Consider the following 13,841-nt stretch of genomic DNA (forward strand, 5'->3'; position numbering starts at 1 on the left):
TATGGCTAATACGCATAATCAAATGCCGCTTATTCAACTAACTATTGAGTAAAAATATAATAAATATAAAAGGATTAGCCCATGTTCGATACCATAGTTAAAAGTGTAAATGGCCTTTTATGGGGGGAAGGGCAAGTACTCATTTACATACTACTGTTTGCTGGTATTTGGTTTTCGGTACGTTTAAAGGCAATACAAATACTTAAATTTAAACACATGTTTAGCCTGTTAAAAGGCAGCAGTAAGTGTAAAAAAGACGACATATCATCGTTTCAAGCATTATGTACAGGTTTATGTGCTCGCGTAGGTACGGGTAATTTAGCGGGTGTAGCCGTTGCTATATCGCTCGGTGGCAGTGGTGCCATTTTTTGGATGTGGGTAATTGCCATACTCGGCATGGCCACAGGTTTTGCCGAAAGCGTATTAGGCCAGGTATATAAAGTACGCGATAGTAGCGGAGAATTTAGAGGTGGCCCCGCTTATTATATTCAACAAGGTTTAGGCAGCCGTGCCTTTGCTATTGTATTTGCCGCGTGTTTATTTTTAGGTTACGGATTTACCTTTAGTGCAATGCAAACCAATACCATAACTGATGCCCTAAACTATGCGTTTGAAGTATCCACCTTTTATTCAGGCTTAGTAATTACGGTATTAGCAGGCTCAATTATACTTGGCGGCTTTAAAGCCATAGCCCGCTTTGCAGAGCGTGTAGTGCCATTTATGGGCATATTATTTGTAGCAGCTGCCGTCATTATTACAATTATGAACTTACCGCAAGTACCTGCCATGCTTAAAGATGTGTTTTTGTCGGCTTTTGGTTTACAAGAGGCTGGCGCAGGTGCAATGGGTGCAGCCATTAAAAATGGTATTCAACGCGGTTTATATTCTAACGAAGCCGGTGCAGGTAGTGTGCCGCATGCTGCAGCAAGCGCAAGCCCCATTCCTAACCACCCAGTAACACAAGGCTACATACAAATGCTTGGCGTGTTTTTCGACACCATTGTACTTTGTAGTTGTACCGCCGTAGTAATTTTATTAGCCGATGTAGATATAAGCGGCGAAATGGAAGGCATACGTTTAACACAAAGCGCTATGACCGCCCATTTAGCACAAGGCGGTGTTTACTTTGTTGCAGCTGCAATTACCATATTTGCATTTACCTCGGTAGTAGCAAATTATGCTTATGCTGAAAGTAATCTGCATTTATTTAAGCTCGATAACAAAGTAGGGCGCACAATTTATACATTACTTTATTTATCAATGATGCTTTGGGGCGCATCCGCTTCATTAAAAGAAGTGTGGGACTTAGCCGATATAGCATTAGGGTTAATGACAGTGGTTAACGTAATCGCTATTATATTGCTTACACCAACTATTTTGTCTGTTAATCGCGACTACAACACACAAATAGAAAAAGGCATAGAGCCCGAATTTAAAGTAAAAGATGTAAAAGTACAGGGCAAATGCGAAGACGGCATTTGGGATTGATTCCCGTATTTTAAGCAACTTTAATGATAAAAAGCGGTTTTATGGCAACATAAAGCCGTTTTTTATTTTGAATAGATATTCACTTTCAGTTTTAAATAAACAACTAAAATAACCAATAATAAAGGCACAACTTTTTAGATGATCGAGATCCACGCAGGTAAAACCGCAGCAAAAATAATAAACGAACAAGGCTTTAAACCTGAACTTTTCACCTCTTTTTTAGGCGCAAGTGGTGGGCCTAAGTGGTTTACATTATTCGGCTTAGATAAATATATTTTTGGTGAATTTTTTAAAAACCGTACTCAACCACTTAATTTAATTGGCTCATCTGCCGGCGCTTTTCGCTCGGCGTGTTTTGCACAAAACGATCCCGTTGCTGCCATTGAGCGCTTAGCAAAATCGTATTCGCAAACTAGGTACTCAAGTAATAAACCAACACCAAATGAAATAACAATAAAAGCGCGCGCATTACTTGAAGATGTTTTTGGCGATAATGGCGTAACCGAAATTATAAATAACCCCGCATTTAAAGCGCACTTTATTGTCGCAAAATCGAATGGCTTTATTGCCAGCGAAAATAAATTAATACAGCTACTGGGTTTATCAAAAAGTTATATGCTCAACCGCGTAAACCGAAAATTATTAGGCGCGCAGTACGAGCGATTTATTTTTGGCGCGCCAAACAGCAATTTATCAATAACCGACAGTTATAATTTTAAAACACAAAACATACCACTTAGCCAAACTAATTTAAAAGATGCCTTACTCGCATCGGGTTCAATACCACTTGTTATGCAAGGCATAAAAAATATTGCAGGTTCGCCACAAGGCATGTATCGCGATGGCGGAATAATTGACTACCACTTTGATTTAAAAATTAATAATCCCGGCTTAATTTTATATCCGCATTTTAATTCAGAGCCAAAAGCAGGGTGGTTCGATAAAAATTTAAAACGTAAAGTAGCAGCACAAAATTACGATAACGTGGTGATGATCTCACCATCAAAAGAATTTATAGCCGGTTTACCTTACGGAAAGATTCCAGACAGAAACGACTTTACCGATCTCGATGCAGACACACGCATTAAATATTGGAATACCGTTTTTAGTGAAACTGAAAAATTGGCTGAAGCGTTTGACAACTGTTTAAAGTAAATACTTAAACGAAGAATTATTTATAAAAAGGAAAACAAATGAAACGATTGACTATTATTATTTGTATTTTTTTATCTTTAACAGCTATAGCAGCTGAACAGAGAGAGAAAGAATATAAAGCTCCTAGTGTTCATAGTCTTCATAGTAGAGATATTGATGAAAAAGTTAGTGACAATATAAGTAGTGATTTAAAAGTAAAAATAATCAAATTAGAAGAACAAAACAAAATACTAAAAAGTTCTTCCAGTGACCTTAGGAATTCTTACTACTGGGCTTTAGGGTTTTCAGCAACATTTTTATTAGTTTTCCTAGGGATAAATCTTTATTCTGCAAATAGAAGATTTGATGATGAAAAGAAGAACTTTGAAACAATGTTAAACAATAAAATAGAAAACGAGGTTTTAACAATAAATAAAATAATTGAAGAACATCATTTGCAAAATATTGGAATAATTAAAAATGAAATACATGAGATAGAAAATAAGAATAATGAATTTAATAAGTTAATTACTGAAAGGCTATTGGAGGTAGATGACTCAACCAAAGCTAAGTATGAAGAATTGAATAAAAAGATATTAGTTAATAATGAAAGTATCAAAACTGAAAGTAACAAACTTGAAGAGTATACTAATAATAAAATTCGGTCCGCAAAAATAGATATCGAATTTATCAATCTTAAAATTAGCGAAATCTTAGACGTTAAACGTAATACTATAGCACAGGCGATTAAGCTCTCTAAATTATGCAATGAGGATAATAAGTTAAATGCTAATAATAACAATGATTGGCTAATAACTAAATGCCTAGATATTATTGATAAAATAACAAAAATCGATGTAGGTTTATCTCATTTCGAGGTCAAAGATATTACAGATCACTTGAACGACCTAAGCAGTAGCCATGGAATATTTGTAAATCGAATTATCGAAAATATAAAATAACATTTTATTTTTTTAAAATACAATTGACACGTGTAATACTTATGAAATAACCTATAAATTACGTTATGTTAAATTGCACTCTTTATAATAAAGCGAGCGTGATTATACAAACCAGCCCGCTTTTAGGAGAGTAATTAGGGGTTAATTTAGCTCAGAATCTACCCAAAATTTAGTGCCTTTTAGTACAGCTTGTAGTGCAAGGCCATTTTCGGTTAAAGAATATACGGTAACTTGATCTGCAATCGCTTCGGCAACCAAAGCTCCGCCTTTATCTTCGTATTTTGCTGCTGCATCTGCGTTTCCGCCAAATGCCCAACCGTGTTCAATAAATCTATTTAGTGCTGCTTGGTTATGAAAAACCATAACCACATTAAAGTCTTTAACACCTAAACCTAGCCCTAAACCAGCTTCACCCATGTTCATGTAAGTTGATTTACCCGTAAGGTTATTTTTTACTACACCATAACCACCACCAAAACTGGCTAAAACAACATTGACGTTTGCGTTATCAAATACAGCGTAACCAGCCGAGTTGGCTATTTGTGTTTTAACATCGGGTTTTTGTGCATATAATTTGTCTAGTGTATTGGATTTCATGCTTTGCACTAAAGAGCGCTTTTCGCTTGGTGAAGCACTACCTGTTGTAGCGCAACCTGTGAGTAATACACTTATTGAAAGTAGGCCCAACACTATAAATTTCTTCATAAAACTTTCCTTAATAAGATTAATACCAACCAGCAATAATATTTAAACTTTCGCTATGTCCAATACTAGACAGTATCGGACTTTAAAGTTAAGCTGTAAGTCTATTATTTTATTGAATATTTACACATTATGCTTGTTGCTTTAGTTGATACGTTAAAACAATTAAGATACCAAATTGCTCATCTTGATGACGATACTCTTAAATCAGAATACCCAAAACTTGCATCCTTTATACAGCAAGTTGGCTTGACTGTAACTGAATCAAAGGCCGATCTTAAATTTTTATACCAATTTTTATATGTCTACGGGCGAAAATCAGAAGCAACATATAGTCGTTTTCGAAATGAGCTAGAACGCTTTTATTTATGGTCTTGGCTAATTGCAGAAAAATCAGTGTTCGATCTAAAACGTGAAGATATCGAAGCCTATGTGGATTTTATGGTCGAGCCAGATAAAAAATGGGCATCAACTTCTGTGCAATGGCGCTATAAAGATGTGCAAGGTATCCGCCGGTTGAATCAAAATTGGCGCCCTTTCATGCAAAAAGAATCTATAGCAAGCCAACAAACTTTATCGGCTATGTTTACAGCATTAAATGTGTTTTTTAAATTTGCGATTTTAGAAGAACGTACCTTCGCGAACTTTGTACCTGTAGTAAAAAAAAATAGCCCCTACTTGGTGGTTCAGTCACAAATTCAGATCCCAGACACATTAAGTGACATACAATGGGAGTATGTATTTGGTGTAACACGCGATTTATGCGAACAAAAACCAGATCTTGAGCGTAACTTATTTACCTTAGCTTGTTTAAAAGGGTTATATTTACGGATTTCTGAATTGTCAGAGCGCCCGCAGTGGTCACCAGTTATGTCGCATTTTTGGCAAGATAACGACGGCTTTTGGTTTTTAAGAATAATGGGTAAAGGTAATAAACTGCGAGATGTTACATTAAGTGATGATTTTGTTGAATATTTAAAACGTTACCGATTATACAGAGGGTTACCCGCCCTACCTCGCGTTGACGAATCAGAACCATTAGTTCATAAAATTCGTGGCCAAGGTGGAATGACTGTTAGGCAAATAAGACGCTTAGTGCAGCAAAGTTTTGATTTGGCCCAACAATCTTTACTTGATGATGGTTTTAAAGATGATGCAGAACAACTTGAAGCAGCAACTGCACATTGGTTACGCCACACGGGAGCCACGCACGATGCACAAACACGACCACTAAAACATTTATCGGAAGATTTAGGACACTCTAAAATTGCAACGACTGATCAAATTTACATTCAAACAAATATTAAAGAGCGAGCAAAATCTGGCGTTAAAAGGAAAATTTAATGGAGTATTTAGTAATAGCATTTATTGGTTTATTATTTTTAATTTATTCAATTTCAATTAGGCAATTAGAGCGAACAGAAATTACAGGCCCTATGTTTTTTGTACTTGGTGGCGGCTTGCTTGCGTGGTTACTGCCTAATGAAGGACAGGAATTAAAAGCAGGAATTGATTTTTTACTGCCTTTAATTGAACTTACTTTAAGTATATTTTTATTTTCGGATGCGGCTAAATCAAAGTTAGGTGTTTTAAAACACAGTTTTCAATATCCTAGTTTATTATTATTTGTTGCCCTACCCTTAACATTATTATTTGGTATAGGTTGCGCTTTATTTTTATTCTCTGATTTATCTTTAATTCAAGCTTCGTTAGTCGCTATTATTTTAACACCTACAGATGCTGCATTGAGTAAAGGTTTGCTAGCAAGTACCAAAGTGCCCGAAAAAATCAGAGAAGGCATAAATACAGAGAGTGGTTTAAATGATGGGTTATGTGTTCCTGTTTTTTTAATTTTTATGTTGCTTGCAAAAAATCCTGAGTCGGCAATAACTGCTTCTCAAACGTTAGGTGTTTTTAGTAGAGAGTTAGGTTTAGCTATTTTAATTGCTATTGCTGCCACTGGTATTTTCATACCGCTGTTAAATTTTGCTATGAAGCGACATTATTTTGCGCAGAACACGAGTCCATTTTTATTATTAGGCTTTGCAATGGCGGTATTTTCGATTGCACAATATTTTCATGCTAGCGGGTTTATTGCTGTTTTTGTTTCAGGATTATTGTTTGATCAATTTTCAAAAGTTGAGATTAAAAAAGAGCTAATTGAAGACTCAGAACACATTGCCGATTTTACATCGTTAATGATTTGGTGTCTGTTTGGGTTTGTTTGCGCTTACTTAGTCATTCCTAAATTAAGCAGTGAAATTGTAATATATGCATTATTAAGTACAACAATAATTAGAATTTTACCTGTAATGGTTTCATTGCAATTTACTGCACTCACACTAAAAGAGCGTTTTACTTTTGCTTGGTTTGGACCTCGCGGTTTAGCATCGATTGTTTTTACTTTAATGATTATAGATACACAAATAGAAAATAAATATGACATTGCAACTATCGCTATGACAACTATTTTATTTAGTGTGTTTATTCACGGTATAAGTACAAAACCAATTGCAGATAGTTTTGCTAAACAATCTAAATAACTTTTATAAAAATTAGTGAATTATTTGCCGAAGTATCGAGGCGTTTTTTCAGCCTCAAAAACGACCATTTTATTAAGCGAATGGGTATTAATAAATAAAGGCGTAACTTATTTTTAAGTTACGCCTTTTTTATTTTTTACTTTTATTAGCCAAGTACCTGTGCGAGTAACTCTATTGGGTGCTTAGGTTTAAATTGTTCAAAGCGTTTTACTTGGCTTCGGCACGAAAACCCGGTTGATAAAAGTTGCTCTGGCTTATTTTTGTCTACAATTGGTTTCCAACTCATTTCGTAAAGTGCTCGTGAGTTTTCTTGGTTTTGTGCTTCGTGGCCGTATGTACCTGCCATTCCACAACACCCAGTATTTGTTGTGTTTAGTGTTAAACCAATGTCGGTAAAAATAGTTTTCCAAACACTTGCCGCTTTTGGTAAAGCCGTTGTTTCTGTACAGTGGCTAAGTAGTGTAAATTCTGTATCTTGTTTTTGCTTTGCGCTTAACGATTTGAAAGATTGAGTTTGTAGCCATTCATGTGCAAGTTGTACATGAAAATCACCGCGGTTATTTTCTAAAATTGTATTGTACTCATCGCGATAACACATAACCAACGATGCATCTAAACCAACCAGTGGCGCATTTATATCACTGAGTTTATTTAAAAACTCGGCGGCATTTTTTGCTGTTACTTTAAACTCGTGTAAAAAACCTTTAACGTGCTGTGCTTTACCATTTGGTTTAAAGGGTAATAGCATTGGCTTTTTACCCAGTGCAGTTATAAGCGTTATAAAACTTTGTACTAATTCAGCTTCGTAAAAACTGGTAAACGGGTCTTGCACAATTAGCACATAATTATTTTGCTCTTCACTTGAAAGTGAATTTAATAATTCAAAATTAAACTTATGCGCTTTGGCTACACGTTTATCAAGTGATGGAATACTTAATTGTGGTGTATCGACATAGCCAACCGTTTTTTTAATTAACCCACTTACTAAATTGGTTTTTACAATGGGGTTAATTATTCGTGCAAATTTTGACATAAGCGGAGCCGAGGTTTCTATGTTCCCAACTAAATAATCTTTAAGTGGACGCGCGTAATAACTATGGTAATAATTTAAAAAGCGCGCTCTAAATGTTGGCACATCTACTTTTATTGGGCATGAAGTTGTACACGCTTTACATGCTAAACATTCATCCATTGATTCTTTTACTTCGTGAGAAAAGTCGTAAACGCCTTTGTTTTTTTCTCGGCTATGAACAAAGCGTTCCCACCAGGTAATCACTTCACCTTTATTAAGTTCTTTTTCTACTTCCAGTAAATCTACATTTTTAGACTCTTGAAGTCGTAACCATTCGCGCATTAATGTTGCGCGCCCTTTTGGTGAATGCCTACGATCGCCGGTTACTTTATACGACGGACACATAGGTGAATTTTCGTCGTAGTTAAAGCATATTCCATTACCATTACAGGTCATGGCGTTATTAAAACTGGTTTTTACATCGATAGATATTTGCTTATCAAAGTGCGAACGTTTTTGACTATCTACACTTACAAGTGAGTCTTCACTTTCAATAGGTGTACATATTTTACCTGGGTTGATTCTGTTATTAGGATCGAATGCCGTTTTAATTTTGCGCAGTTGATTAAATAAATGTTCGCCAAAAAATTCTGGGCCATATTCGCTGCGATAACCTTTACCGTGCTCGCCCCACATTAACCCGCCATATTTTGCAGTGAGTTTTACAACGTCATCAGAAATTGTACGCAGTAGTTTTTCTTGATCTGGGTCGCACATATCAAGTGCTGGGCGTACGTGTAAAACGCCAGCATCAACATGGCCAAACATACCATATTGTAAATTATGGCTATCGAGTAATGCTCTAAATTCTACAATATAATCGGCTAGGTTTTCTGGCGGTACTGCGGTGTCTTCGGCAAAGGCCAATGGTTTTTGGCTGCCTTTAACATTACCAAGCAAACCAACTGACTTTTTACGCATTGCGTAAATTTTTAAAATATCGCTTTTATCGTTGGTTAACTGATAGCCAATTACACCGTTGGTTTGATTTGCTACGCACTGATCTAATAATGTACAAAGTGTGTTTACTTTGTCTTTTATGTCGTCGGGTGATACTGCATTAAACTCAACCATGTTGAGTCCTTGCATATCTTTATTTGGTACGTCGGTTATTAAGTCCGATACTGAATGCCAAATTATATCTTCGCGGGCTAAATTTAATACTTTGCTGTCGACTGTTTCAACAGAGGTTGCACGTGCATCTACCAAAAAAGGTGAATGACGAAGTGCAGAATCAAAACTATCGTACTTAATATTTATGAGTGTTTTAAACTCGGCTATGGGCGTTAGGTTTAATTTAGCTTCAGTAACTATACCTAATGAGCCTTCTGATCCGGTAATTAGCCTGCTCATATCAAAAGTTTGTAAGTCATCACTTAGCACATGCTCTAGGTCGTAGCCGGTTAAAAAGCGATTTAAACGCGGGAATTTCTCTAAAATAGCATCGCGCTGCGTGATCGAAATATCTAATACTGTTTTGTACAAACTGCCGATAAGTGAGTCTTGCTCGGCTATAACTTTTGCTTTTTGTATGTCGATTGGCGAGGTAACCATAGGTGTGCCATCAACTAAATAGGTGGTTAAGCCTAAAACATGATTACTGGTTTTACCATAAACTAGTGACCCTTGGCCTGATGCATCGGTGCTGATCATTCCGCCAATAGTTGCACGATTACTAGTAGATAAGTCAGGTGAAAAGAAAAAACCATAGGGTTTTAAAAAGTCGTTTAATTGATCTTTTATGACACCTGTTTGTACTTTTACCCAACCTTCTTCTACGTTAATTTCGAGAATTTCTCGCATATAACGTGATAAATCAACAACTATACCGGGCGTTAGTGACTGCCCGTTAGTACCCGTACCACCTCCGCGAGGGCCAAAAGTAAGCGACAAAAATGGGTCGCGAGATGCGGTTTGCAAAGCGAGTTGTATGTCTTTTTCGGTTTTAGGAAAAATAACACCCTGCGGAATTTGCTGATAAATACTGTTATCGGTAGAGGCAGTTAAACGCGTTGCATAGCTTGCATCGGTGTCTCCGCTAAAACCTTGATTTTTAATAGTACTTAAGTAATTAGCGACAAGTTCGGTCGCTGCATCTTGCTGTGTAATTGTTGCTATCATGACGGCGATAATTTAAGGCATTTGTGTAATTATATCATGGTGCTGGCTAATAGAAATTGAAGATTTTACAGTTTGTAACACTCTTTTTGTCGTATTTTGAGGTTCTGTATTTATAATCAAGTTAAACCAATGTGTAGAGGTTTATATGAAAAAATTACTATTACAGATCATAGGTGTTTTGTTTATTTTGCTCGGGTTGTTTTTTGCAATCGTGCCAGGCCCGTCGCTAATATTTTTTATGGCGGGATTACTGTGCTTTTCTTTTTACTACCCAAAAGCGAGGCATTATTTAAAACTATGCCAAAAAGCCTTAACTAAATCGTGTATTTATTTAGATAAAAAATTAGCACGCTAAATTATGTCACATACAAAAATGCCAGCTATTAAGCTGGCATTTTTATTAGTTACTAATAACGCGATTATTTAGCAAGTTTGTCTGCTAGGTATAACCAAGTTTCTAGTACTGTATCTGGGTTTAGTGAAACAGAATCAATGCCCTGCTCTACTAACCATGCTGCAAAGTCTTCATGATCTGAAGGTCCTTGGCCACAAATACCTACGTATTTACCTTTTTCTTTAGCTGTTTTAATAGCCATTGAAAGTAGCTTTTTAATAGCAGGGTTACGCTCATCAAATAAATGTGCGATTAAACCTGAGTCACGGTCTAAACCAAGTGTTAGCTGAGTTAAATCGTTAGAGCCGATAGAAAATCCATCGAACATATCTAAAAATTCATCTGCAAGTAATGCATTTGAAGGAAGCTCACACATCATGATTACTTTAAGACCATTTTCGCCACGTTTAAGGCCATGCTCTTCTAGTAATTCGATTACGCGTTTACCTTCTTCAAGGGTACGTACGAATGGGATCATGATTTCAATGTTGGTCATATCCATAGTGTTTCTTACGCGTTTTATTGCTTCACACTCAAGGGCAAAACAATCACGGAAGTCTTCAGAGATATAACGTGCAGCACCACGAAAACCAATCATCGGGTTTTCTTCTTCTGGTTCGTACTGCTCACCACCGATTAAGTTTGCGTATTCGTTTGATTTAAAATCAGACATACGCACAATTACGCGCTCTGGTGCAAAGGCACAACCAAGTGTAGAAATACCCTCTACTAACTTAGTAATATAAAATTCTACAGGTGATTCGTAGCCGGCAATAATGTCATTAATTTCTGCTTGTAGAGCAGGTGTTTGCGCATCAAAGTTTAAAAGCGCTTTAGGATGCACACCAATCATGCGGTTAATAACAAATTCAACACGGGCAAGGCCAACACCTGCATGCGGTAAACGTGCAAAGTCGAATGCGCGATCAGGGTTACCCACGTTCATCATAACTTTCATTGGTAGTTCTGGCATGCTATCAACGCGCGATGTTAGTATTTCAAAGTCTAAAATACCTTCGTAGATGTAACCTGTATCGCCTTCGGCACATGATACGGTTACTTCTTGACCCGCTTTGATTAAATCGGTTGCATTACCACAACCAACCACTGCCGGAATACCTAATTCACGTGCAATAATTGCAGCATGACACGTACGACCGCCACGATTTGTAACAATGGCTGCAGCACGCTTCATGATTGGTTCCCAATCTGGGTCGGTCATGTCGGTCACTAAAATGTCACCTTCTTGTACTTGATCCATTTCTTTAATTGAATCGAGTACGCGTACAACACCGCTACCAATTTTGTGACCAATTGCACGGCCTTCAACAATTACGTTGCTAGTACCGTTTAATTGAAAACGTTCCATTACGTTTGCGTCTTCGTTTGAGCGCACGGTTTCTGGACGCGCTTGAACTATATATAGTTTGCCGTCGTTACCGTCTTTTGCCCATTCGATGTCCATAGGACGACCGTAATGTTTTTCGATGATTACAGCTTGTTTGGCAAGATCTTGCACTTCTTCATCTGTAATCGAAAATTTGTTTGAAAGCGCTGGGTCTACATCAACGATGTCTACTTGCTTACCGTGCGCTTTATCTTCTGAGTAAATCATTTGAATGGCTTTAGAACCAATGTTACGACGTACTACCGAAGGTTTGTTTTTTAGTAATGTTGGTTTATGAACATAAAATTCATCAGGGTTTACTGCGCCCTGTACAACCATTTCACCCAAGCCATAGCTTGATGTAACAAATACAACGTCTTCAAAACCAGACTCTGTATCAATACTAAACATGACGCCTGATGCTGATTTATCTGAGCGTACCATGCGCTGAATACCAGCAGACAACGCTACACCACGATGATCGTAACCTTGGTGAACGCGGTACGATATTGCACGGTCGTTAAATAAAGAAGCAAACACGTGTTTAATAGCGACCATTACTGAGTCGATACCTACTACGTTAAGAAAAGTTTCTTGTTGGCCTGCGAATGATGCATCTGGCATGTCTTCAGCGGTAGCTGATGAACGTACTGCAAAAGAAACATCTGCTGTTGTGTCACCGTGGAGTTGACTATAAGCGTCGCGGATTGCTTTATCTAGGTTAGGTTGGAATGGTGTATCGATTATCCATTGGCGGATATCGGCACCTACTTTGGCAAGTGTATTTACATCATCAACATCGAGTGTATCTAAAATGTCGTGAATTTTTGCGGTGAGTCCTGATTGATCTAAAAACTCGTTAAAAGCGTCGGCTGTAGTGGCAAAACCACCCGGAACCTGTACACCTGCGTTTGCTAGGTTTGAAATCATTTCACCGAGTGAGGCATTTTTACCACCAACACGAGGAACATCTTGCATACCAAGCTCTTGATACCAGAGAACGTATTCTTGCACGGGTCTTTCTCCAAAAAACAAATTGTAGTTGAAACTGTGAGAGTTAAGAAAGAAAACCTTTTATAAAGGTCACCTTCATTCTACACTGGCATTAGTCCTCACGTAAACCGTGAGTAACCCATTTTAGGGATTAAACGTAATAAAAAGGTTAACTATGAGAACAGCTTTTTATATATCAGACGGTACTGCAATCACCTCAGAGGTGTTTGGGCACGCGACTTTGTCGTTATTCCCGGTTGATTTTAATCATAAAACTATTCCTTTTGTTGAAACAGAAGAAAAAGCAAATGAAATTAAAGCGTTAATTAACGCAACTGCTGCAAAAGAAGGTGAGAAGCCATTTGTGTTCTTTACCTTCGTTAATCATAACTTAAGTGAAATTATTAAATCGGCCGATGCTGTTGCTTACGATTTTCTTTCTACTTATAGCGAAAAAATACAAAAAGAGCTTGATGTAGCACCAGTACCAAAAATGCACCGCACGCATTCTATTCACGAAAAAAGCTATGATTTTAGAATTGACGCCGTCAACTACGCACTAATGAATGATGACGGTGGCAATATTAAAAACTTTTCTGAAGCCGATATTATTTTAGTTGGCGTGAGTCGTAGTGGTAAAACACCAACCAGTTTATATTTGGCTTTACAATACGGTATTAAAGCCGCTAATTACCCAATAACAGAAGACGATTTAGAGAGTGAGGGATTACCTAAGTGTTTACTCCCTTACAAACATAAGCTGTTTGGCCTGACTATTGACCCTGAACGTTTAGCTGCAATTAGACATAGGCGTATGGCAAATTCTAAATACGCCTCTATTAGGCAATGCCGAATAGAAGTACGTGAAGTAGAAATGTTATATAAGCGCCATAAAATTTCGTTCTTTAATTCTACCCATCACTCGGTAGAAGAAATATCTGCTAAAATCTTAATTGACAGTAACCTTGAGCGACGTAAGTACTAACAAACTAATTTACTTTTTTGCTAAAAAAAGCCGCAATATGCGGCTTTAATTTTTTATTTA

10 protein-coding genes are annotated in these 13,841 nt (G+C 37.1%); 7 read left to right on the forward strand and 3 right to left on the reverse strand.

Features of this window, described 5'->3' with window-relative positions; genetic code table 11:
- Positions 1-81 precede the first annotated feature (81 nt).
- The 3 genes from J8L71_RS14565 to J8L71_RS14575 all read left to right on the forward strand — a co-directional run bounded on the left by J8L71_RS14565 (position 82) and on the right by J8L71_RS14575 (position 3,584).
- The gene (locus J8L71_RS14565; protein WP_211001167.1) at positions 82-1,488 is read left to right on the forward strand and encodes an alanine/glycine:cation symporter family protein; all 1,407 of its coding nucleotides are present in this window, start codon (positions 82-84) and stop codon (positions 1,486-1,488) included.
- Positions 1,489-1,626: 138 nt separating this feature from the next.
- The gene (locus J8L71_RS14570) at positions 1,627-2,643 is read left to right on the forward strand and encodes a patatin-like phospholipase family protein (RefSeq protein WP_211001168.1); all 1,017 of its coding nucleotides are present in this window, start codon (positions 1,627-1,629) and stop codon (positions 2,641-2,643) included.
- Positions 2,644-2,681: 38 nt separating this feature from the next.
- Entirely contained in the window at positions 2,682-3,584 is a 903-nt protein-coding gene (locus J8L71_RS14575; protein WP_211001169.1) for a hypothetical protein, read from the forward strand.
- Between the two features lie 141 nt (positions 3,585-3,725).
- On the opposite strand, the gene J8L71_RS14580 is transcribed toward J8L71_RS14575, so the two are convergent.
- Positions 3,726-4,289, reverse strand: a complete 564-nt coding sequence (locus J8L71_RS14580; RefSeq protein WP_211001170.1) for a YSC84-related protein — start codon at positions 4,287-4,289, stop codon at positions 3,726-3,728.
- 129 nt (positions 4,290-4,418) lie between these two features.
- Between J8L71_RS14580 and J8L71_RS14585 the strand changes: the two genes are divergently transcribed.
- Positions 4,419-5,630 (forward strand): tyrosine-type recombinase/integrase, encoded by a 1,212-nt coding sequence (locus J8L71_RS14585; protein ID WP_211001171.1) that lies wholly within the window; start codon positions 4,419-4,421, stop codon positions 5,628-5,630.
- Positions 5,630-6,829 (forward strand): cation:proton antiporter, encoded by a 1,200-nt coding sequence (locus tag J8L71_RS14590; protein WP_211001172.1) that lies wholly within the window; start codon positions 5,630-5,632, stop codon positions 6,827-6,829. The genes J8L71_RS14585 and J8L71_RS14590 overlap by 1 nt, the downstream gene beginning before the upstream one ends.
- A gap of 145 nt (positions 6,830-6,974) precedes the next feature.
- Here J8L71_RS14590 and J8L71_RS14595 read toward each other — a convergent pair whose 3' ends face one another.
- Positions 6,975-10,022 (reverse strand): FAD-binding and (Fe-S)-binding domain-containing protein, encoded by a 3,048-nt coding sequence (locus J8L71_RS14595; RefSeq protein WP_211001173.1) that lies wholly within the window; start codon positions 10,020-10,022, stop codon positions 6,975-6,977.
- A gap of 145 nt (positions 10,023-10,167) precedes the next feature.
- Here J8L71_RS14595 and J8L71_RS14600 point away from each other — a divergent pair, with 145 nt between their 5' ends.
- On the forward strand, positions 10,168-10,377 hold the full coding sequence (locus J8L71_RS14600; protein WP_211001174.1) for a PGPGW domain-containing protein: 210 nt from the start codon (positions 10,168-10,170) through the stop codon (positions 10,375-10,377).
- Positions 10,378-10,441: 64 nt separating this feature from the next.
- Here J8L71_RS14600 and ppsA read toward each other — a convergent pair whose 3' ends face one another.
- Entirely contained in the window at positions 10,442-12,817 is a 2,376-nt protein-coding gene (ppsA, locus tag J8L71_RS14605; RefSeq protein WP_211001175.1) for a phosphoenolpyruvate synthase, read from the reverse strand.
- Between the two features lie 154 nt (positions 12,818-12,971).
- Here ppsA and J8L71_RS14610 point away from each other — a divergent pair, with 154 nt between their 5' ends.
- Positions 12,972-13,781, forward strand: a complete 810-nt coding sequence (locus tag J8L71_RS14610; protein ID WP_211001176.1) for a pyruvate, water dikinase regulatory protein — start codon at positions 12,972-12,974, stop codon at positions 13,779-13,781.
- Positions 13,782-13,841 lie beyond the last annotated feature (60 nt).

Source organism: Pseudoalteromonas sp. MMG007, assembly GCF_018100985.1.
GTDB lineage: Bacteria > Pseudomonadota > Gammaproteobacteria > Enterobacterales > Alteromonadaceae > Pseudoalteromonas.

Bases quoted from the DNA above. Each gene is read 5' to 3' on its own strand.
- J8L71_RS14565 (WP_211001167.1), top strand. From the start codon at position 82: ATGTTCGATACCATAGTTAAAAGTGTAAATGGCCTTTTATGGGGGGAA.
- J8L71_RS14570 (WP_211001168.1), top strand. From the start codon at position 1,627: ATGATCGAGATCCACGCAGGTAAAACCGCAGCAAAAATAATAAACGAA.
- J8L71_RS14575 (WP_211001169.1), top strand. From the start codon at position 2,682: ATGAAACGATTGACTATTATTATTTGTATTTTTTTATCTTTAACAGCT.
- J8L71_RS14580 (WP_211001170.1), bottom strand. From the start codon at position 4,289: ATGAAGAAATTTATAGTGTTGGGCCTACTTTCAATAAGTGTATTACTC.
- J8L71_RS14585 (WP_211001171.1), top strand. From the start codon at position 4,419: ATGCTTGTTGCTTTAGTTGATACGTTAAAACAATTAAGATACCAAATT.
- J8L71_RS14590 (WP_211001172.1), top strand. From the start codon at position 5,630: ATGGAGTATTTAGTAATAGCATTTATTGGTTTATTATTTTTAATTTAT.
- J8L71_RS14595 (WP_211001173.1), bottom strand. From the start codon at position 10,022: ATGATAGCAACAATTACACAGCAAGATGCAGCGACCGAACTTGTCGCT.
- J8L71_RS14600 (WP_211001174.1), top strand. From the start codon at position 10,168: ATGAAAAAATTACTATTACAGATCATAGGTGTTTTGTTTATTTTGCTC.
- J8L71_RS14610 (WP_211001176.1), top strand. From the start codon at position 12,972: ATGAGAACAGCTTTTTATATATCAGACGGTACTGCAATCACCTCAGAG.